Raw genomic sequence first — 20,738 nt, 5'->3', positions numbered from 1 at the left:
TTATGTCGCGGCCGGGCCGAACTCGTCCGTGTCCGCCGCAGTTATGAAGATTTCGGGGTTCCATGCAATGACCGGCAACCGTCAAGCACAGCGCGCCTTCGATGCCGGAATCCTGTCCCTCGGGCTGAGCATTGATGGACAGGAATCGACGCGTGATCTCGAGTACGCGAAATTGGCTTTTCAGCGCGCTACCGAATGGGATCCGTCCATGTGCGATGCCTGGCTGGGCCGGGCGGCGGCGGGCGAGGTCACCGATGAGGTCATCCGGAACCTGCACCGCACCAGCACCAGCACCCTCTACCGCGAGCAGCGCAGGCTCGGCCTGGCGCCGCGAGCGCTGGCCGGGCGGTTCGTCTCCGGGCTCTACATCGACTATCCGCTGGCCAGCTACACCGAGATCTGGCTCGCCTACGCCGCGAACCTGATCGGGAGCAAGCAGTACGACGAGGCCGAGCGGGTGCTCGACGAGCTGGCCGAGTACCGGGCGGGCATGCTGTCGGATCCCGATCGCGAGATCGACGACCGGATCAGCGCCTATATCCGCGGTGTGCTGCATTTCAACACCCAGCGCTGGCCGGATGTGATGTCGGTGCTGGCCGGGTCGGCCGAATGGGAGGACCCGTACCTGGCCACCGGCGCGCACGTGATGGTCGGTTCGGCCTGCGCCCAGCTCGGGTTGTTCGGCGAGGCGATCCGGCGGATGGAGCAGGCCGAGAACGGGCCGATTCCGGCCGCGCGCACCACGGCCATGTTCTGCCGCGGCCTGTGCCTGCGCGAAACCGGCAGCGAGGACGAAGCGCAGGCGCTGTTCGAGCAGGTGTATTCGCAGGCGCCGGACTTCACCGCGAACACCGAGGCGATGCGGGACAAGAGCTACCGCATCACGGTCACCACCAAGGAGTCCATCGACGCCCGCACCGACCGCTGGGATCCGGCCTCGGCGCCGTCGGTGGAGCAGCTGCAAACCGCCGACGCCGAGGACCGCGCCAAGAAGATCCTCACCGAGGCCCGCGCCGAACTGGATCGTCAGATCGGCCTGACGGCGGTGAAGACGCAGGTCGCGAAGCTGCAAGCGACGGCGCAGCTGGCCAAGATCCGGGCCGAGAAGGGCATGGCGAGCGTGCCGCGCGGCAACCATCTTGCCTTCACCGGGCCGCCGGGAACGGGTAAGACCACCATTGCTCGGGTGGTGGCCAAGATCTACTGCGGCGTCGGCCTGCTCAAAACCGACAAGGTGGTCGAGGCCAAGCGGATGGATTTCGTCGGCCAGCATCTGGGCAGTACCGCGATCAAGACCGACAAGCTGATCGACACCGCGATGGACGGGGTGCTGTTCATCGACGAGGCCTACACGCTGATCCAGACCGGTTTGTCCGGCGGTGACGCCTTCGGCCGCGAGGCGGTGGACACGCTGCTGGCCCGGATGGAGAACGACCGCGACCGGCTGGTGGTGATCATCGCGGGCTACGACGGTGAGATCGACCGGCTGCTCGCCGCCAACGACGGTCTGGCCTCGCGTTTCGCCAAACGCTTGCAGTTCCCCTCCTACACCCCGCCCGAGCTGGGGCAGATCGGCAAACTCATCGCCTCCTCGCGCGATTCGGAGCTGTCCGAGGACGCGGTGCGGCTGCTGGAACAGGCCTGTGAGCGGCTCTACAACTCCGAACGCACCGACCAGAGCGGCCAGCCGCGCCGCGGCATCGACCTGGCCGGTAACGGCCGTTTCGTTCGCAATGTGATCGAAGCCGCCGAGGAGGAGCGCGAGTTCCGGCTGGCCAACGACGAGTCGCTGGATCTGACCGCGGTCGACGAATCGGTGCTGATGCGGATCGAGGCGCCGGACATGGAGGCCGCGCTGGCCGGTGTGCTGGCCTCGCTCGGGGTGTCCTAGCGATCGGTCCGGGTGCCGTATCCGGCGTACCGGATACGGCCCGAGCTCGGAGCGGCGGCTAGCTCAGTTGCGCTGCGGCAAAACGTCGTGCCTGGTCAGCGCGTCGCTGGGAGCCAGCGTCGGGCCGGGCACCAGCTGCCCGACGATGGCCCACGGCGCCGGCTCGGGTGAATCGCCGAGGCCGAGCACCATGGCGGTATCGATATCCGGGATGCCGTAGCGGATGCCGTTATCGGCGACGTAGAACAGGCTGCCGCGCCGCGGACTCCCCGGTTCCATGCCGGTGACGTGCACGAACTCCCCCGACGACGGGCGCAGATAAGCCTGATCGATGCGGTCGCCGGAGCCGTCGGCGGTGGCCAGCGAGACCGGTTGCGCACCCTCGGGCAGCGGCAGCCTGGCGCCCACGAGCAGGGCGGCCGAGGCGCGGTCGGTGGGTCCGTCGACGGCATCGGCCTCGCCCTGATCGGTCTTCGACCAGGACACACAGGTGACCGGCGCGTCCTCGGCGGACAGGATGGCAGGCACGGCGGCCGGGAAATGATCGACCGGCAGCTGCGAGAGCACCGGAATGCCGGTGAGCACGTCCGGCGGGACGGCCTCGATCTGGCTCATGCCCTGCGAGTTCGCGGTGCGGATGAGTTCGGCGGTGAACTCGGAGATGTGCTGCACACCCTCGCTGAGCACCACATACAGCTCGGCCCCCTGCTGCTTGCCGGTGGCCGCGACCGAGATGACGCCGCCCACCGGGATGTCGGACAGCGCGCCGGGGCCCGGCTTGCCCGCGTTCGGAATCTGCGGAACCGCGATGGGCGGTACCGGGGTGGCCGCCCCGAGCAGGCCGGTACCTGCCGGGCGCGGACGTTCACCGGAGAGGTCGAGCGCCCGCGCGAGCACGCTGTTGTCCGGGTCGATTTCGGCGCGTTTGCCCTCGTAGATGAGGTAGGTGCGGTCCGATCGGCGCACAAGCACGGCTTCCTCGGACCGCGCGGCGCGGATTCGTTCGCTCAGTTCCGGGCGCGCCGCGAGCACTGCGGTGTCCACCCCGGACGCCGAGGCGGCGCTGCCGGTGATGGACAGCTCGACGGTGTCGCACAGCGTCCAATCGGAGCGATCGCCCTGCGCCGAGCCGGGCAGCGCCGACGGCGCGCCCGGAATGCCGAGCAGCGGTCCACGCGGCATCTCGGCGAGCTTGGCGTCCTTGACCGAGGCCGGCGACTCGCTGCTGCCGCTGATCAGCCGGGCCGAGGCGAGATTGAGCACCGGGTGCAGGGTGGAACCGCCGTCGCTGTCGGCGACGACGACGTAGAGCGCGCCGCTGTCCTTGCCCATCACGATCTTCGCGTCGCCGATGGCGCCCTGCGGGCGGATGAAGGCCAGGATCGCCGCGCCGGCGACGACCAGCAGCCCGAGCACCGCCCCGACCAGCAGCGAACGCAGCTGTGAGCGCATCGGATCGTGCAGCATCCGCACATCCCGGCGCACCAGCGCGTGGTCGAGCCTGCGCAACAGGAATCGATATCCATTGACCTGCTGCCGGGTGGTCAGCTGTGCCGGCACATGGCCTCCATAGAACTGGGTTCTCCCCTCACTCGAGCAATTACAGTATCGGCCGAAACGGCGGTGTCAATCGACGTGGTACGCGGCCCGTCGAGCCGATTTCCCCCGACCCGCGTATTCATCTGCGGCGCGGTATTGTAAAAGTTCTCCAGACCCCCCGGAATAAACAAAATCAGGCAAGCGGAATTCGAACCCAGGGCTACTAAAAGTGAACGTTGTCGTAAACGAACGGGAAACCGCAGCCGACAATTCGGCGGAAAACCCATCCGGGGAAATCAGGTCGGACATCGCGGTGAACGCGACGTTACGTGATCCCGAATTCTGGTTGTTCCGCCATATTCCTTTACGGCGGATGGTTCCGCTGGCGTTGCTCGCCGCCGTGGCGGCCTGGGTGGCGCTGGCCTTCGACGCACCGATCGCCGCCGTCGCCGGGATCGGGGCCGCGGTGCTGCTGCTGGGCGCGGTGCCGGTGCGGCGGGCCGATCCGCGTAATCTCGCCGGGATGGTGGCGACGGCCGTGGCGTGGCGGTGGCGTCGCGCCCGGCCCGGTCCGGCCGACGGGGGTGCCGAGCCGTTCGACGTCACCCTGCCCGAAGGCGGTAGCTACGGCGTGCGCTGGGACAACGACCTGCTGGTCACCATGCTGCGCATCGATCCGCCGCCGGATGCGATGACGCTGCTGCGGCGCGGCTCGCTCAGCACCGATCAGGTGTTGCCGCTCACCGAAATCGGAAAATGCTTGAGCCAGTTCGACATCACGCTCACCTCCATCGACGTGATCAGCACCGGCGCACGCACCGCGGGCAACGGTGTGGTGGCCCAGCTCTACGACCGCATCCTCGGCCCGCTGCCCGCCATCGCCCACCGCACGGTCTGGCTGGTGCTGCGGCTGGATCCGCTGGCCAACGCGGAGGCGGTCGACAATCGTGGCGGCGGGCGCACCGGCAGCCTGCGCACCGCTATCATCGCGACCCGCCGCGTGGCCAATCGACTGGCTGCGCACGACATCTCGGTGTCGGTGCTCACCGCGGGCGAGATGAACGCGGCGGTGCGCCGGATGTGCTGGGGCGTGCCGCTGGACCAGTTCACCGAGACGCAGAACTCGCTCGTACATGGCGAGCTGCGGCTCACCAGCTACGAGATCGGCCCCGAGCTGGTCGGTTCGCGCGGCTTCGCCGATATCTGGGCCACGCCGAGCCTCAACACGATGGTGACGGTGCGGCTGCGTCCGGGCGTGCAGCGTCCCGGCGTCGGCACGCGGGCAGACTCCCCGCCGATCACCCTCGGTGCGCTGGTGCGCTTCGACACCCTCACCGAGCTCGACGCGCCGCCCGTCACGGGACTGCGGCCGTTGCGCGGCAGGCAGTATCGCGCCTTACTCGACACCCTGCCCGCGCAGACGGTGGTGCACGACAGTGCCGCGGACTATCACGGCCCGCTCAGCGCACTCACCGGCATCGCGGTGCCCACCGGTGGTTGCGGGCAGCTCATCGGCGCCGATCATCGTGGCCAGGGCATCGCGGTCCCGCTGATCGGTGACGGTACTCGCCATCTCGAGGTGATCGGCAAACTCGATCTGGCCCAGCAGGTGATCCTGCGGGCCATCGCGCTCGGCGCGCATGTGGTGGTGCACACCGGCAGGCCGGAGGCCTGGCAGACCATGGTCGCCAATGTCGGTGCACCGCATTCACTCTCGCTGGCGACGCGCTTCGGCGGAAACAACCAGCAGCACGGGCCGGCCTCCCCTCAGCCGGGCGCGGGGTTCAGCACCGCGACCGTCGTGGTGTTCGACGGAATCGCGCCCACCGCGTTGACGGGCGGCGCGACCATCGTGCGGGTGCGCGGACCACATGAACCCGGCGGCGATTTCGACGCCGACGTCACGCTGTACCAGGACCCCACCGCACCGAACCGCATCACCGTGCGCACCTCCACCGCGCAGGCCACGGTCAACATGGTCACCACCCCGGACGAGATGCGCTACATCGGCGAGTCACTCGCCGCCGCCCGCTGAATCCGCCGTTAACGCAGACAGCCGGCCCGGTATGCACCGGGCCGGCTGTTCGGCGCTGACGTGTCCTACACGCCCGCGAAGCCGTCGCCGATCTTGCCGTCGGTGCCGAGGGCGCGGTGCAGCGCGCTCTCCACCGCGGCGGCGACGTTGTCCAGGATCACCAGGGTGTCCTCGAACTTGGTGTCCCAGTCCTTGTGCACGGCCTGGAAGCCGTTGTAGGCCTCGTTGCCCTCCCAGGCGACGGCGAGCGCGCTGCCCGCATCGGCCATGTCACGGGCATTGTCGGTCAGTGCCTTGCGGAAACCCTGCAGATCGTGGAACAGGGTGGTCATCGCAGACTTGTCGTATTCCATCAGAACCCTCCGGATCAGTTGTGTAGCTGGTGGTTACGGCCGATGCCTCGATCGGGCGGCCGTCAGATCTTGATGTAGTTGAACTCGTCTTCGCCTTCGGCGTCGATCCGCTTGAAGGTGGCGCTGCCCTCACCGACCAGCTGGGTCATCCGGTCCAGCACGCCGTTCAGTTCGGTGGCCTCGGTGTTCCACCGGTCGGCGGCGGCGTTGAAGGCGTTGCGGGCGTCGCCCTCCCAGCCACGGGCCGCGTTGACCTCATCGGTGATGGCCTTGAGGGTGAACTTCATGCCCTCGACGGCGTTGGCCATATCGCCCTGGGCCTTGTCGGCGGATGAATGATCGGCGTAAACCATGATCGAACCTTTCGTGTTGTGATTTCTGTACCCGGAAGGTGCCGGTCGGGGCACCGCCGGGAGAGTGGCGGGCTACTGCACGCCCTGCGGGTCTACTGCGGCAGCCACCTTCCCCCGGGCAGTGCTTCGACCAGGGCCGAGATCGCTTGCGCGATCCGGTGATCAGTGCCCGGTGTCACCGTGGACCAGACCTGCTGATCCGCTGCGAACCCGGGCGCGGCGACGAGGCGACCGTGCCCGGTGTCGTATACCGCGACCGCCGCGGGCGGCCGGGTCGTCACGCCGTCGATGTGGGCATAGGCCACGATTTCGGCGTAGGCATGGCAGGACGCGAAGGCCAGCCCGTAGCGGGGCGCGTCCCGGTCGGCGACGCCGAGCGCGTAGAGGGCGTCGGCGTATTCGGCCGAGCTCTGCGCGGCTTCGAGGCGTTCGCTCAGTTCGGCGGCAGGCGCGCTGAACACTGCGACATCGGCGGGATCGGCCGGGCCGAGCGCGGCCAGCACAGGACGGGCCAGGGTGGCGCCGGACCCGTCGGACCAGACGGTGCCGATGTCGTAGTCGTCGCCGGTGCGCACGGCGAGGGCGTGCTGCTCGCCGCGGCGGGCCAGGCAGATTCGGATCGGCGCGGCGCCGGTGAACACGCGGGCGACCAGCTCGCGGTCGGGCTGGGCCAGGGTGAACAGGGCGTCGGCCAGGGTCGGTTCCACCTCGCCGTAGGCATCGATGACGCCGGAACCGGTCAGCTCGGTGACGGCGCGGTGCTGGGCCTGCGCCCATGCGTCGTAGGAGTCGTGCTGCGGCGCCACCGACAGCACCTGCGGCAAGGTTTGCACCCCGAGGCGCTCGGCGACGGCGAGCAGGCCGTCGTTGGTCACCAGCGTCATGACGCGCCTCCCGGGGCGGTACGGCCGGTGGGCGGCGCGGCCGGTTCCGGCGCGCCGAGGACCGCGGGGGCCGAGACGATGCCGAGATCGGCGCCGAGCGCGTCAGTGCCCGCATCGCCCGCCCTGGACTGGTACTCCTCCTCCTGGGCGCCCGCCGCGGCGGCGAAGGGCGAACCGGGAACCAGCGGGATGGTGCCGTGCGAAGCCGGAACCTGCTGTGGTGCCAGAACTTCCACCGTTTCAGCGGTGGCCGATTCGGTGAAGGCAGCGGCTTGGTATGAGGTCTTCGCGCGGGGGATGGGGCCGAGGCCGCCGCCACCGGGGGCGAACATGCCGGGTGTGACCGGGGGCAGGGCGGGTGAGCCGGCTTGCGGCGCGGTCGCGGGTACTTGCTCGGCCTGCAAGGCGGCGGCGGGCACGATGACCGGCGGCGGTTGCTGGGTCCAGGGTTGGGCCAGCGGCGCACTGGCCGATTCGTAGCCGCGCATCACCCGCGATGCGGCGGCCTTGGCGGCATCGGCATCGGCATCGGTGGTGGCTGCGACGGCCTGAATCGGGGCGCCGAGAGCGGATCCGACCTGCTCGAGCAAGCGCTGGATCTCCTGAATGGCCTGGATCTCCGCGCTGTTCGGCATGGCGAGTCGCGCCACCTCATAGGCCGCGACCTGCGTTTCGGCCCGGACCGCGTTGTTGGCTGCCGCGCTCGCCGCCTCGGTCAACCAGTCGCGCAACCGCGACACCTTGTCCAGCACTTCACGGCTGGTGCCCGACTGCCAGACCCCGCGCAGACCGAGCACCACCCGCTCGAAATCGACCACCGCGGTGCCGAGCTCGGCCGCCAACTGCACCCAGGCGGCGGCCGCCTCGGCCATCGGCAGTGAACCCGGCCCGGTCCCGAGTTCGCGGGCCAGCCGGTCGGGCTGACGCGCCTCCCAGACCACGCCGGTGAAGCCGGGCTGCGGTGGTTCGATCATCACAGAGCTCCGTGTGCCGCCCGAGACGAGCTAGGCCGCTCCGCGCGCGGGCACATCGAAGCCAGCGGCACTGTCGCTTTCGGACCGGCCGAACTCGGTGATCTGGCTGCGTAGTACAGCGGCCAGCTTGCGTAGTTCATGGATGCCCGCGGCGGTGCTGTCCCCGAAGGACATCGCGACCTCGTTCATCGTCTGCGCTGCCGTGCGCGATACCTCGTCGGCACCGGCCGGTTCGACCTTCAACGCGGCTTCCCTGCTGGTCAGTGCCTGCTCCAGCCGGTCGGCCAGACTGTCGAGTTCACGCGCGGCCGCGCCTGCACCCGCGGCATCGAATTGGACCCCATCGAAATCCACACCACTGCGGACCATGACAACCTCCTGGATCGGACCGTGCTGACTGCGTCAGAGGGTGAGTTCTTTGTCGGGCGGTGCTTCGGATTGCTGTTCGGCCGCGCCGACCACCGGCAGCGAGACACCCTCGATATCGCCGACGACCTCGTCGCCGTGCTGACCGGACACCAGGTAGTTCGGCATATCGCCGGCGTCGCCCGCACCGCGCACACCCGCGGCGGCGCCGGCCGCACCGGCCGCTCCTATCGGCATCATGGCCGGGCCGGTGCCCGCGGTGGTGGCTGCCGAGCGTCCGCCGGCCATCCCCGCCTCGCCGGACGCCGCGGCACCCAGTCCACCGACGGCACCGGGCACGGCCCCGAGTCCCGCGGTCCGCGTGCCCGGCCATGGGCTCAGCGGTGCGGCGACCGGGCCGACACCGCCGCCACCGACACCTGCTCCACCGCCGGCGCCCGGATGGCCTTTACCTGGCTCGCCGTCCTTCTTCTCGGCCGGATCCTGCGCACCGTCAGTGGGTTTCGGCGCCAGCAGCGAGGTGTTGGCCGCGGCCAGCTGTCCGATCGACTGCGCCCCGGTACTGGCCATCGTCATCAGCGGGGTGACCATCTGCAGCAGCTGCATGACCTGCTGCATCGAGTCCACCCCCTTGGGCGCCCCGGTGACGGCGACCTTCTTGCCCGCCTGGGTCATATTTCCCGAGTGGCCGAGCAGCTCGCCGCGGGTCTTGGCCACCACGGCAGTCGCCGAGGCCAAGGCCTCGGTGGTCGCGGCGACCATGAACATCTGCCCGCCGGGAGTGGCGAGCAGCGGTGCCGAGGCCACCATCGTGGTCAGGTATTTGGCGATGATCGCGGTCAATTCGGCGCCGCCGACCGCCACCGAGGTCGCCGCGCCCGCGAGCACCGTCTTCTCGTTGGTGCTCTGCGCGGCCAGTTCGGCGCTGTCGGCCTGTGCGTCGGCGGCCTTGCCCGCGGCGCTGCTTGCGCCCATCCCCTGCCAGATCGTCATCACCGCCTGCAGCGCGGAGGTACCTAGCTGCATCGCGGTGGTGAGCGCGGTGTTGACCGCCTGGAATACCTGTATCGGATCGGGACCGCCACCCGGTGGCGGTGCGAGTACACCGGTGCCGAAACTGCTGGCCAGATCCGTCAGCGGGCGGGCCAGCGCGGCGATATCGATCACCGGCATCGGCGGGAATTCCGGTAGCGGCGGGATCGCGGACAGATCCGGCAGCGGCGGCAGACCCATATCCGCCAGGATGTCGTTCACCGGCCGGTCGATATAGGGCGCGAGGGCGCTGCCGCGTAAGAGATCGACGACGGTGGGGTCCAGCTCCGGATTCATTGCAGCGGCGCGGTTGCCGCACCCAGTTCGGCGATGGCGGCGGCGTCGGAGGCCTCGTAGGCCGCGGCGCTCTGATGCGCGGTGACCGCCGTGGCGGCGTGCACACCGGCCAGTTCCATCACCGACGACAGGTGGTTGCCCTGTGCGATGGCGTACGACACCAGGAATTCCTGCCCGATCAAGCCGAATACGGGGGCTGCGACGGCCATGGTCGCGGCCTGGTCGACACTGCCCGCGGTGGCCACGCTCGTCGCCATCGCCGCTGCCGCGTCGCCGTAGCGACGGATCGCGTCAGGTGTTGCTACGAGGTCGCTCATCGTACTCCCCGATCCGGTGATGCTGGATGTTTGGCGCGAATCCCCCCACCGAGCGGACGCTTCGGTGTGAGCTGTCGCAAAAAACTATGACCGGTCAGGGTGAACGTGACGTGTCTACCCGCTGACTTCTTCGTTGAAAGACACGACGATTTCGGCGCGCCGGGCAAAGGCCGCCCTGGCCGCCGCTGCGGCGGTAGCCACCAGCCGCTGCTCGAACTCGGAGGGCGTGAGCTCCGAGATCGCCGTGGTGAACTGGAGATTCACCAGCGAGCCGTTGCCATCGACCTCGGCGGTCATCGACCCGTCCGGTGCGGTTTCGCTCGCGCGGACCGCGGCCATATCGTCGGCGAGGTCGCGCATGCGGTACAACCGCCGGCGGACGCTGGCTTCCAGCTCGTCCATAGATTCAAACACGAGATGAATTCCTCTCCCGCACAGTTGTTCCCACTGATGGAAATCAGCAGCTCAGACCGAGCGCAGCCAGCTGCGCGGCTCGGTGTCGTAGTCCTGTTCGTCGGCCATCTCCTGCGCGGCCACCTCGGCCGCGGTCGGCAGGCCCATCAAGGCCAGCATGTCCTCGGCCACGCCCGCTTGTTCCAGCTGTGCCCGCCGCGCGAGCCCGGCCCGGCTCGCGGCCTGCTTGCACAGCCGCAGCACCTCGGCCGCCAGCGCCGCCGGATCGCCACCTAGCTCGGCTCGTTCGATCGAAATGCCCACCGGCAAACCCTGTTCGGTGGTGCGCACCGCGATCGCACCGGTGCGGGACGTGGCGGTCCATTCGGCCGGGCCCTGCTCCTGCTGACTCATCGCGGCATTCCTTTCACGCGCGTTCGTCCTTGATCGCCCGGATCACCGCGGCGACCCGGGTATTGATCGCGTTGACCAGATGTTTGCGGTCGGCCGGTCTGGCCACCGGCGGTGTCTCGTCACCGATGACGTAGCGGCCGTCTTCTTCGAGATCGCGCCAGCGCAGCCGGTGTTTGGTGATGCCGCGCGGTCCGAAGATCGAAAAGCCCTGCACCACATCGATGGTTCCGTAACTCGGCGCGGGCGTGGCCAGGAAGGTGGCGCCGCGCTGACCGACGGAATCGTCGAACGAGTCGTGTACGGCGGAACCGCCGTAGGAGTGGTCGAGTTCCTCGCTCGGGTTTTCGGCTGGCAGCACCACATCGCGCTGCCTACCGGGCTCGGCCTCCGGCATCTTGGCGACCATCGCCTCGGCCAGACTCACCGCCTCGCACTCGGAGACGGTGAAACCCCCGCTGTGCCAGTAGGTCTCACCTGGCAACTGTTCGATGATATAGCCGGTGTTCTGCCGCCGGGCACCGTGCAGCCGCACCAGACCCTTCGGTTCGCGCGGTGCGCGGCCGTCGCCACCGTTGATCACGATCCGCAGATCCGGGTCGGCGATCGCTTCCAGCACCGCATCGAACGAGGAGCCGAGCCTGCGCCGCACGTCGTCGCGCGCGGCCAGCTTCTCGGCCTTGAACTGTTCTGGATCCTCGGTGCGCCCGGTGTAGAACAACGGGAACGGCAGCCCGCCGCGGCGCAGCGACTCCCACAGCACGACGAACTCGATATCGCTGAATTCCCAGGTCCGGTTCATTTCTCCACAACAGGTTTGGCCACCACCGGCGCATCGCCCAGTGCTTCTTCGATGTGCTCGACGGAGTCGAGGTAATCGGCGCGCTTGTGCTCCTTGGCCTGCTGACCACCACCAGCGCCCGCGCCCGCCGGACCCATGCCGCCGGGCGCGCCGGGAGCACCAGCGATGGGCGCCAAACCGGCGCCACGCATCGCACCGGCCGCGACACCGGCGGCCGAGGCGCGCGGGAACAGCTTGGAGGCCTGGGTCTGCGCTGGTTCCTTCGGGAGCCCGCCGAGCCCACCCGCGCCGGCTCCGCCACCCGCGCCACCGCCGCCGACGCCCTTGCCTCCGCCGAGCCCGCCCTTGAGGTTCGGCAGGTCCTTACCAAGACCGGACAGCGCCTGCGGCAGCCCGGCCAGACCGGCCTGCTGCATCGCCTGCTGGGCGGCCTGCTGAGCTTGCTGTAACCCCTGCTGGGCCGCCTGCTGAGCCTGCTGCAAGCCCTGCTGTAGCGCCTGCTGGGCTTGTTGCGCGGCCTGCTGGGCCGCCTGCTGGGCGGCTTGTTGCTGCGCGCGTTGCTGGGCCTGCTGCTGGGCCTGTTCCTGCTGCTGGCGCAGCTGCTCGGCCTGGCGTCGCGCGTCGGCCTCGGCCTTGTCCCGCGCGGCCTGCATATCCCGTTGCTGCTGGCTCAGCGCCTGCTGATCCTTGGCGAACTGGGCGAGGGAGGCCTGCTGCTGTTGCTGGGCGGCGGAACTGCCGCCCCCATTGTTGCCGCCGCCGGTGTTGCCACCACCGTTGTTGCCGCCATTGTTTCCGCCGTTGTTGCCCGGATTCCGGGGGTCGTCGTTCGGCATCTGCACCGCATCGGCCGGCTTCGGCAGGATCGGAATCGCGCTCGCGCAGGCGGCGATGCCGGGCTCGTACCAGTTCGCGTAGACCTGCCTGGCCAGTTCGAGCTGGGCGTGTTCCTGGTCGTCGGGGGTGTAGGCGACGCTCTGGTCGGGCATGCCGTAAACCGTGTTGGCCGTCCAGCCGGAGGCATTGACGAGATTGTCGCTGAGCTGCTGCATCGCGGTGAGCAGCTTGCCGCTGTTGTTGGTGTAGAGCCGGACGGCGCGAGCGGCGCCGTCCGCGCCGGTGCCCTTCCAGCGATCGGAATCCATCAAGCCCTGGATGCTCTGGTCGAAGTTGGAAAACCCGGACTGCAACTGCAACTTCATCCGGAACCAGTCACCGCCGGCCACCGCGATGAAGGCCGGTTTGCCGCGGATCTGATCGCCCAGCCACCACAGCTGGTTGAAGTTCAAGGTCTGCGCGGGCGGCACCGTCACCGAGAAGCCTTGGGAACCCTCGCTACCGGCGAGGTCGAGCAGGCTGTCCGGGAGTCCGCCGTACTTGGAGTCCTTGTTCTCGTAGTTGCCGAGGTTCGGAATATCGGGCGAGATGTCGACCCAGCCGCCGTGATACATCTGCTCCTGCTCGACGTGCTTGATCAGATCGCCCGCATTGCTGGTACGCACCATCGAGTCGAAATGGCCCTTGCCGTCCAGATCGGTGCCCTCGTACAGCTTTCCCGCGATGACGAAGGACTCGCCCAGATCGGTGGCGATGCGCTTGTGTTCCTTCATCACCTCGTCGCGGAACTCCGCGGCGATCTCGGCGAACTTGTTCGCCAGCCGCACCGCGCCGGGAAAGTGACCGAGGCCCTCGATCTTCAGCACGTCATCGAGGCTGCCGGTCACCATGTTCAGCACATCGACCAGATCGGCGCAGTAGGACGCGGCATCGGTGGCGACGTCCTTGGTGAACACCAGACCGCCGTTGCCTGCTTGCGTGCGGAGATCGCCCCATGGGTTGTTCTCTCCTGCCATCGGCACAGCTCCTTCCCACTCGCTGTCCACACGGTGCGGGATCATCCCGTGGAGAAACTGAACGGCAGGTAGCCGCGCGATGAATCATGCTCGGGCCGAGGGTTTCCGCCAGTTCAGAAGTCGGCCGCGCGGTGCCGTTGCTGGTAGCGCTGCTCGAACTCGGCGATGTAATCCGAGGGGGCGATGGAGGAGCTGGACTGTTCGAGCACGCCGTCGTCGGCCAGGTAGAAGATGGTGCGGCCGACGGCGAGTTCATCCGGTGCCACCGGCACGTACACCATCCAGCCGACGCTGAACCGCTCGGCGACGAGCTCCTGCGGCAGATAGCCGGCGGTGGCCGCCCCGGTGTCGGCCAGATGCGCCCGCACCCGTGCCAGCGCCTGGTCATGCGGCATCGGTTCGGGCAGCGAGAGCGCGACACCGGCCACGGTGAGCTGGTAGAAGGCGCTGTCGATATCGAAATCGCCATCGTCGCCGAAAACTTCGACCAGCGTGTCCCGTGTCGCCACGCCGACCTCGGCGGCCGCGAGTAGCGCCGCCACCGCGCGGCGTTCGGGCTCGCCGGGCTCCGCGGTGAGCAATCGCAGCACCACATCCACGACGGTGTCGAAGGTCCAGAACCCCGGCACCGCCTCGGCGATCCCCTGCGCACCCGGCGATTCGCCGCAATACCAGTGGCCGCTGTCCCACCAGAAGCAGAACGAGAGCAGCCCCGTGGAAGCGCGCGCGTTGAGTACCGGGTTGGCGACCCACTCGGGCGCGCCGGCATACAACTCGGGCAAGTCGGCGTCCGCGTTGTAGGCGACGTCGAGTTCGGGTGCGTTCCAGACCCCGCCGGAGAGCACCGCGCGGCCGCCCGGCAACGCATACAGGGTGGCGCCGCTGCGCCGGGAACCCTCGAACATGCCGAGGGAGGGCAGGATTCGCGGACCCCACTGCGAACCCGCCGCCACGAACGCCGCCGACAGCACCGCCCACCGCGCCCACATCAGTGGAAACTCCGGCAACTCGTGATCGGCGAGCTCACCGCGAATGTCGCGGGCGCGGTCGGCGCGGGCCTGGGCGGCGGCATCCCCGGGCGAGCGGGACTGCCGGTCGCCGTGGGCGAGATGGGCTGCCAGCCACACCGGCAGTGAGCGGCGCGGATACAGCCGCAGATCCTCGGCGTACGCCTGCGGTGGGAACAACTGATCCTGCGGGAACGGTTCGTCGCCGTAGTCATAGTCGACCTCGAGCTCACCGCCGGCATCGAGCGTCAACAGCAGACGCCACCAGGGGCCGTCACCGAGCTGCGCGGATTCGTGACGCTGACGTCGCACCAGCTCCAGCAACTCCGTCGAGGGCTGCGCCCCGATCGAATGACCGTCCTCGTCGACGTAGAAGACCTGCCCGAGTTCGGCGGCTGCGGTCAACGCGAACAGGGCGGTGAGCCGTCGCCAGCCCGCGGGAGCGGCGGCCGCGAGTGCGCGGGCGATCTGGCGGGTGAGCTCGGTGGCTCGGGTGGCTGGATCGGTGTCGGTGGAGGTGGGGGTTGGGTCGAGGCTGAAACCGACGTCGGGGTCGTCGTCGGTGACGGGGGCGGAGGCATCGGTGGGGGTTTCAGCGGCGCCTGCGGCCGCATCGGTTCCGGGCGTCGCGCCGGCCGAATGCGCGGAGGAACGTTTCCCTTCCGGCTTTTCGGCTGCCGGTTCGGGCTGGTCGGCGGGGTTGTTCACTCGCGGCACTCTCCTCGTCTGCGCACCCGACGGGCGGGAAGCTCGAAGCGGTCATACCACCGCAGGTGAAACGGCGCCGGAACAGCCGGTGACGGCGAGCCGACCCGGAAAACCGTTCAGTCCTGCCGCGCCAAACCCAGAGCAGGCAAGTCCACAGGACGATTTCCGTCGCTCTCATCCCACGCCACATACGACAGCGCCGCCGGGTCGGAGATCCCGAAGGCATCGCGCAGGCCCTCGACGATCATCGCGGCCAGTGCGCGATAGCGGGCCGAGGGCAACGGCCACGACCATTCGACCCACCAGTTGCCGGCGTGATCGGCGTCCGGCCGCTGCCAACCCGCCGCGGTCAGGATCCGCGCGCCGTCGGCGCCCGCCCCGGCTTCGGGGCTCAACCAGCGATCACCGACCAGTTCGGCCCAGATGCGGTCGTCGAGTTGACGCAGCTGCGCGAAGCGCGGCGACTCCACTCGGTCCTCGCCGATACGCAGCACCGAACCCGCGCCGAGCCGCATCAGCTCGGCGGCCAGGCCCGTGCTCAGCTCCGCCCACTCCGTCACAGCAGGCCTTGCTCGTCGAGCTCGACATTGCGGTCGTCGCGGGCGAGCCTGGCGTTGTCGACCAGCTTCAGCACCACCGAGACCGCCAACTCGTTCAGCACCAGAGTGTGGTCCTTGCCTGCCCATCGCAGCTGCGGAAACTCGCCGGGGATGCGGGCTGTCGGCTCGCCGAGTGCCTCGGTGAGGGACTCGCCCAGTGCCGCGAACGCGTCGCGGATGCGCTCGCGTCCGGCTCCCGATTCCTCGGCGAAATCGGTTACCCGAACCTCGATGACCTCGGCTTTGCCGTTCCTGCCTCGGATCTCACCGCTGCCGAGACCGAAACCGGTGTCGAGCATCACCCAGTTCGCGTCGCTGTGCAGCACCCGCCAGCCGAACTCGGTGGCCAGCCGCGGACCATCGGCCACCAGCCACGACCAGTTCAACGATCGCAAACGGGTGCCGAGCTCGGCGATCTCGGTGCCGGGCATCGCACGCCATCGCGTCATAGGCGCATCCCCGGTTCCGTCGGCGGTCATCGGGCCTGCCCGCGCCGATCGAGTTCCTCGATCTTGCGGGCCAGCGCTTCCCTGCGCTCGCGGGCATTGGTGCCGTCGAGCTGGCCGGCGAAGGCGGCGCGGGCGGCGACGACCAGGTCGTCGGGCACCTCCGGGTAGACGTGGGCGATCGCCCAGAGCGCGTTCTCGGTCTTCATGTCGAGGCCGGTGGCGGAGCGTAGACCGCCACCGCTGCATACCGAGGCGAGCATTTCCTCGAAGTTCGACCGAAGCTCGTCATCGGTCGGTGGACTCACCCGCATGGTGCCTCCTCATCTCTGTCGGTCTTTCCGGTCATCCGCGGAAGGTTTGTTCCCGGCGCTGTGGGTCGGCGAGGACACTGTGGACCAGTGCACCGAGGTCCATCTCGGGTGGCAGCGTCCGGTAGCGCATCTCGAACACGACGACACCGTTCTCGATCACCGCGAACCGCGTGGTCCGCCGCTCGAGCAGAACCCATTCGACGCGGACCGGGCCGCCGAGGTCGATCGTACGACCGTCCACCCGCAAAGCCAGCCCGGCGCCGTCGCGGTAGAACACCACCCGCGATTCGCCGAGGTCGCCGTACACCCCTGCCCTGGATCCGTTCGAGGCGGGCACCGCCTGCAAGGCGCCGGTCGCGGGATCGAACTCGGCCGCCACGCCGAACCCGGCGAACGGTTGCACGAGGATCGGGGCCTGCGCTGGTTCCGGGCGTTGCGCGGGGCGACCATAGGGCCGGTTGGCGCCGCGGTTCGATCCGCCTCCGGCCGCACCGAACGGGGGCGGTGGAGGCATCGGGCCCCAGGAGCCGGGCTGGCCGTTGGATACGTGGTGGCCGCCGCTGGGGGCGTGGTCGCCGTTCGGCTGGTAGGGCGTCTGACTCCATCCCCGGTCGACCGGCGGTTGTCCCGGGTTGAGGTTCGCGTGGCCTTCGCGGTAGTGCTGGGCGGGAGGCGGCAGTGGATCCGATTGCGGGGGCGCTGCGAATTCCGGGGTGCGTGCAGGAGCGGGATTCTGGAAGCCCGGGGGCTGAACCGCAGTCGGCTGATAAGGCACCGACTGAGGTACGGGTCTCGGATCACCCGGTGGGCTCGCCGGTGCGGGTGGAACCGAACGCTCTTCGGGGGCGGGCGGTTCCGGCGGCGCGGTAGGCAGCGGCAGCTTCGACTGTGCCGAGTCAGAGATAGCCGGCATCGCCGAAAGCTCTGGAAGAGCAGCTGCTATCGGCGGCGCCGCAGGGTTCGCCGGAACCGGCGGCTCGGTCGATGCCTGAGACGCCGGCGGCACTGGCGTGCCCGCGACACCGTCGTTCTCCGGCCACACCGACGACGCCGGTGGAACCGGATGTCCCAGCGGAACAGGCACTTCCGGAGACATCGGTGGGACCGGAGGCTGCGGCGGCGCAGACGGGGCAAGCTCCGGAGGCGCAGTTGGCGTCAGGCCCCCGGGAGACTGCGACGGCACGGGCAGGACCGGCGGCGCCGAAGAGACCGGCCGAACCGGCAGTTCCGGTGGAGCCGCCGGCTGCGGCAGCGACGGCACGACCGGCGGCTGCGGCGATTCCGGCGGGGCAGACGGGGCCGGCGCCGCAGGAAGCACCGGCGGTTCCGGCGGTAGCGGCTGGACCGGAGGCGCTGGTAGCTCGGGCGGCGCCGGAGGCAGCGTCGGCGGCACAGGCAATTCCGGCGGGACCGGTGGTTGCGGCGGCACCGGCAAGCCCGGCGGCACCGGCGGTGTCGGCGGCACCGGAAGCACAGGCAACTCCGGCGGCACAGGCGGAATCGACGGCTGCGGCGGCACCGGGAGCTGCGGTGGGACGGGCGGCTGCGGTGAAACCGGTGGCTCAGGCAATTCCGGCGGCACGGGCGGACCCGGCGGCGTCGGCGGCATCGGCGGCTGCGGCGAAACCGGAGGCTCAGGCAATTCCGGCGGCACCGGCGGCACCGGCGGCGTCGGCGGCGTCGGCGGCAACGGCAAGCCCGGCGGCACAGGCGGTGTCGGCAGTGTCGGCGGCGCCGGCAACTCCGGCGGGACCGGTGGCTGCGGCGGAACCGGGAGCTGCGGCGGGGCGGGCGGCTGCGGCGGCATCGGAGGCTCAGGCAATTCCGGCGGCACGGGCGGAACCGGCGGCACCGGCGGTGTCGGCAAGCCCGGCGGCGTCTGCGGCAACGGCAAGCCCGGCGGCACAGGCGGTGTCGGCGGTGTCGGCGGCTCAGGCAATTCGGGCGGGACCGGCGGTGTCGGCGGCACCGGCGGGGCCGGGGGTTCTGGTGGGACCGGCGGCACCGGGGGCACCGGGGGCACCGGGGGCACCGGGGGTGCAGGAGGTTCCGGCGGCGTCGGGGGCACAGGCGGTTTCGGGGGTACCGGCGGAGCCGGAGGCTGGGGCGGTTTCGGAGGCTGCGGCGGGGCAGGGGGCTCGGGTCGGCTCGGTGGCGGCCAGGGTGCTGGGTTCGCGGGTTCGATCGGGTCTAACGACGGGAACTCGAAGTCGACGTCGCGCGGAAGCTTCGGGATATGGGAGCGGTAGATCGGGTCACGGCGGCGGCGCGGGGCACCGCCGTCGTCCGAGTCACGGTTACCGGAAGCGGGCGGCGTCTGGGGCGGAACGCCGGCCTGCCGGGCACCGTCATCGTCGGGTGCGCCGCGTCCGGCGTCACCTGAACCATCGCCGCTGTCCGGCGTGCCGCGTGTAGCACCAGACGATTCGTCATCACCGGCCTCGGACGAACGACGTCCGGCGTCCCCCGAATCTGTGCCGTCGTCACCGTCAGGCTTATGGCGTGCAGGGTCAGATGCATCGGCGTCACCGCCACCATCGGCGGACGTGCGCGGCGCGGTATCCGCCGAACCTTCGTCCCCGCCGTCCGGCGTGCCGCGCATGGCACCCGACGTATCAGCATCGTCGGGCTCGGATGAACGACGGCCGGAAGCGCCGGAATCGGCGTGGCCGTTGGGTATGCGGCTCACGGGGCCGTGCGGACCGGGGCCGGCGGCGGCATCGGAGTCTGGTCCGGCGATCTGCTCGGGCGTTTGTTCGGCGCGGTTTTCGGAGCGCTTGCTCGATCCGTCGCCACCTTCGGCCCCGCGATCGGGCGTCGCGGGATCGGCGTCGGCCTGTCCGTCTCGATCCGGGCGAGCGGGTTCGCTGAGACCGTCGACCGGCGGGGAGGCATCTGGTGCTGGATTCGGTGGCTCGGGGGCGCGATCGGAGCGCGGGGCAGGGTCGTGATCCTGCGCGGGATCGGCACCCGGGGCGGGTTCAGGATCCGACGCGGGATCGACCTCCGCTACAGGACCAGGACTGGTCGCGAGATCAGAGCCCGCAGCACGGCCAGGGCCCGCAGCAGGGTCGACGCCCGAAGCGGGATCAGAACTCGCAGCACGATCAACATCCACAGCGGGATCCGCGCCCGCAACAGGATCGACCCCCACGGCACGATCAGGGCCGGCGGCGGCGTCAGGGTTCGCGGCCGGGGGTGTCGGATCCGGTGTGGGTGACTCATCACCGGCGTGCGGGTCGTCGGCTGTGGGTGGGAGGGCGTCCGAGTTCTGGGCGGGCGGGAGTTGCGCGGGTGTGGAGGGGCGTTCGGGCAGGAGTGGGGGTGGCGTGGGGCGGGTGGGGGCGTACGGGATGCCGGTGCGCCAGTCGGTGAGGGGTGGGCGGTCGGCGTCCCAGTGGTAGCCGAGGCCGATGGCGTAGGCGTTGGCGTCCTGCCAGGTGGCGAGGAGGTTGGCGCGCAGGTAGTCGGATTCGGCCAGGGCGTCGTGCAGCAGGATGAAGTCCTGCGGCAGCGGGGTGCCGTTGCGCAGGCGGTTCCAGGCTTCGGCGATGTCGGCGAGGCGGTCCATCGGTTTGCGCACGAAACGGCCGTTGGGGTCGGCGTAGTCACGGACCAGCAGCTCGGCCTCCATGAGGTGGTGGCGGATCTGTGCGAGCTGTTCGGGGGTGAACACCGGGACGTCGTCGCGCATGTGCTCGGCCAGCGCGCCCGCGATCATGTCCGGCTCGACGCCGGCCATGAGCAGTTCGCGGACGTCTTCGATGGTGTCGCGGATGGCGGCGGGATCATCGGCGGCGAACTGATCGGCCAGGGCTTCGGCGATGCGGTCGATGTCGGCGTGGACGGCGTCGAGCTGGGCGTTCACATCGCCCCGCGGGTCGATCCCGGCGTGGCCGTCGACCAGGTCCCGCCGCACCCGGTCGACGACCTGGCGCGCCCGATCCACCTGCTGCTCGCGCCGGTGTTCCTCGATCCCCTCGGCGATCCGGTCCAAGTCGTCGGGGTCGGTCAGGAATCGGCGGTATTCGGCATCGGCCCAGTCCTGCACCCGCTGCCACTGCTCGGCTTCGTGCTCCCATTGCCGACGCAACGATTCCGGCACGTCGTCGACGCCCTGACGGTGATCGGAAGCGACCCAGGGCCGAACCATCGGCTGCACAT

19 protein-coding genes (1 of these 19 only partly in view) are annotated in these 20,738 nt (G+C 69.7%); 2 read left to right on the top strand and 17 right to left on the bottom strand.

Annotation, left to right across the window (positions count from 1 at the left end):
- The first annotated feature begins 67 nt into the window (after nucleotides 1-67).
- The gene (gene eccA / locus AC4HOU_RS14975) at nucleotides 68-1,891 is read left to right on the top strand and encodes a type VII secretion AAA-ATPase EccA (RefSeq protein ID WP_163814541.1); all 1,824 of its coding nucleotides are present in this window, start codon (nucleotides 68-70) and stop codon (nucleotides 1,889-1,891) included.
- Nucleotides 1,892-1,954: 63 nt separating this feature from the next.
- Here eccA and eccB read toward each other — a convergent pair whose 3' ends face one another.
- On the bottom strand, nucleotides 1,955-3,451 hold the full coding sequence (gene eccB / locus AC4HOU_RS14970; RefSeq protein ID WP_195020637.1) for a type VII secretion protein EccB: 1,497 nt from the start codon (nucleotides 3,449-3,451) through the stop codon (nucleotides 1,955-1,957).
- A gap of 292 nt (nucleotides 3,452-3,743) precedes the next feature.
- On the opposite strand from eccB, the gene eccE reads away from it, so the two are divergent.
- The gene (eccE, locus tag AC4HOU_RS14965; protein WP_324197392.1) at nucleotides 3,744-5,465 is read left to right on the top strand and encodes a type VII secretion protein EccE; all 1,722 of its coding nucleotides are present in this window, start codon (nucleotides 3,744-3,746) and stop codon (nucleotides 5,463-5,465) included.
- Between the two features lie 65 nt (nucleotides 5,466-5,530).
- On the opposite strand, the gene AC4HOU_RS14960 is transcribed toward eccE, so the two are convergent.
- The 16 genes from AC4HOU_RS14960 to AC4HOU_RS14885 all read right to left on the bottom strand — a co-directional run.
- Nucleotides 5,531-5,818 (bottom strand): WXG100 family type VII secretion target, encoded by a 288-nt coding sequence (locus tag AC4HOU_RS14960; RefSeq protein ID WP_163814539.1) that lies wholly within the window; start codon nucleotides 5,816-5,818, stop codon nucleotides 5,531-5,533.
- 62 nt (nucleotides 5,819-5,880) lie between these two features.
- A complete protein-coding gene (locus AC4HOU_RS14955) occupies nucleotides 5,881-6,171 on the bottom strand; it encodes a WXG100 family type VII secretion target (protein ID WP_163814538.1) in 291 nt (96 codons plus the stop codon).
- Between the two features lie 92 nt (nucleotides 6,172-6,263).
- Nucleotides 6,264-7,055 (bottom strand): ESX secretion-associated protein EspG, encoded by a 792-nt coding sequence (locus AC4HOU_RS14950; protein WP_163814537.1) that lies wholly within the window; start codon nucleotides 7,053-7,055, stop codon nucleotides 6,264-6,266.
- On the bottom strand, nucleotides 7,052-8,029 hold the full coding sequence (locus AC4HOU_RS14945) for a PPE domain-containing protein (protein WP_195020636.1): 978 nt from the start codon (nucleotides 8,027-8,029) through the stop codon (nucleotides 7,052-7,054). The genes AC4HOU_RS14950 and AC4HOU_RS14945 overlap by 4 nt, the downstream gene beginning before the upstream one ends.
- Nucleotides 8,030-8,059: 30 nt before the next feature.
- Nucleotides 8,060-8,398: a PE family protein gene (locus tag AC4HOU_RS14940; RefSeq protein WP_163814535.1), complete on the bottom strand. Its 339-nt coding sequence runs from the start codon at nucleotides 8,396-8,398 to the stop codon at nucleotides 8,060-8,062.
- A gap of 33 nt (nucleotides 8,399-8,431) precedes the next feature.
- Nucleotides 8,432-9,724, bottom strand: coding sequence for a hypothetical protein (locus tag AC4HOU_RS14935; RefSeq protein ID WP_195020635.1), 1,293 nt, complete (start codon nucleotides 9,722-9,724; stop codon nucleotides 8,432-8,434).
- Entirely contained in the window at nucleotides 9,721-10,041 is a 321-nt protein-coding gene (locus AC4HOU_RS14930; RefSeq protein WP_171047994.1) for a hypothetical protein, read from the bottom strand. Before AC4HOU_RS14930 ends, AC4HOU_RS14935 begins: the two co-directional genes overlap by 4 nt.
- Before the next feature lie 114 nt (nucleotides 10,042-10,155).
- Nucleotides 10,156-10,455 (bottom strand): YbaB/EbfC family nucleoid-associated protein, encoded by a 300-nt coding sequence (locus AC4HOU_RS14925; RefSeq protein WP_163814533.1) that lies wholly within the window; start codon nucleotides 10,453-10,455, stop codon nucleotides 10,156-10,158.
- A 51-nt stretch (nucleotides 10,456-10,506) separates the two neighbouring features.
- Complete coding sequence (locus AC4HOU_RS14920) at nucleotides 10,507-10,848, bottom strand: hypothetical protein (RefSeq protein ID WP_194990849.1); 342 nt, start codon at nucleotides 10,846-10,848, stop codon at nucleotides 10,507-10,509.
- A gap of 13 nt (nucleotides 10,849-10,861) precedes the next feature.
- Nucleotides 10,862-11,647: an ESX secretion-associated protein EspG gene (locus AC4HOU_RS14915; protein WP_163814531.1), complete on the bottom strand. Its 786-nt coding sequence runs from the start codon at nucleotides 11,645-11,647 to the stop codon at nucleotides 10,862-10,864.
- The gene (locus tag AC4HOU_RS14910) at nucleotides 11,644-13,500 is read right to left on the bottom strand and encodes a hypothetical protein (protein WP_194990850.1); all 1,857 of its coding nucleotides are present in this window, start codon (nucleotides 13,498-13,500) and stop codon (nucleotides 11,644-11,646) included. Before AC4HOU_RS14910 ends, AC4HOU_RS14915 begins: the two co-directional genes overlap by 4 nt.
- 113 nt (nucleotides 13,501-13,613) lie before the next feature.
- Entirely contained in the window at nucleotides 13,614-15,215 is a 1,602-nt protein-coding gene (locus AC4HOU_RS14905; RefSeq protein WP_490724633.1) for a hypothetical protein, read from the bottom strand.
- A 116-nt stretch (nucleotides 15,216-15,331) separates the two neighbouring features.
- Nucleotides 15,332-15,775, bottom strand: coding sequence for a TY-Chap domain-containing protein (locus tag AC4HOU_RS14900; protein ID WP_490724632.1), 444 nt, complete (start codon nucleotides 15,773-15,775; stop codon nucleotides 15,332-15,334).
- Nucleotides 15,772-16,263, bottom strand: coding sequence for a DUF6301 family protein (locus tag AC4HOU_RS14895; protein WP_490724631.1), 492 nt, complete (start codon nucleotides 16,261-16,263; stop codon nucleotides 15,772-15,774). The genes AC4HOU_RS14900 and AC4HOU_RS14895 overlap by 4 nt, the downstream gene beginning before the upstream one ends.
- A 26-nt stretch (nucleotides 16,264-16,289) precedes the next feature.
- Nucleotides 16,290-16,574 carry a hypothetical protein gene (locus AC4HOU_RS14890; RefSeq protein WP_163817960.1) on the bottom strand — a complete coding sequence of 95 codons (285 nt, stop codon included), beginning with the start codon at nucleotides 16,572-16,574 and terminating at the stop codon, nucleotides 16,290-16,292.
- A 31-nt stretch (nucleotides 16,575-16,605) separates the two neighbouring features.
- A protein-coding gene (locus AC4HOU_RS14885) for a toxin glutamine deamidase domain-containing protein (protein ID WP_490724630.1) crosses the window boundary here: on the bottom strand, nucleotides 16,606-20,738 show its final stretch. 23,023 nt of this gene lie beyond the right edge of the window; the window shows 4,133 of its 27,156 coding nt (coding positions 23,024-27,156); its start codon lies beyond the right edge, outside the window — the gene reads right to left on this strand; its stop codon occupies nucleotides 16,606-16,608.

Source organism: Nocardia sp. JCM 38205 (assembly GCF_058222935.1).
This window is presented reverse-complemented; position numbering and strand designations above follow the sequence as displayed.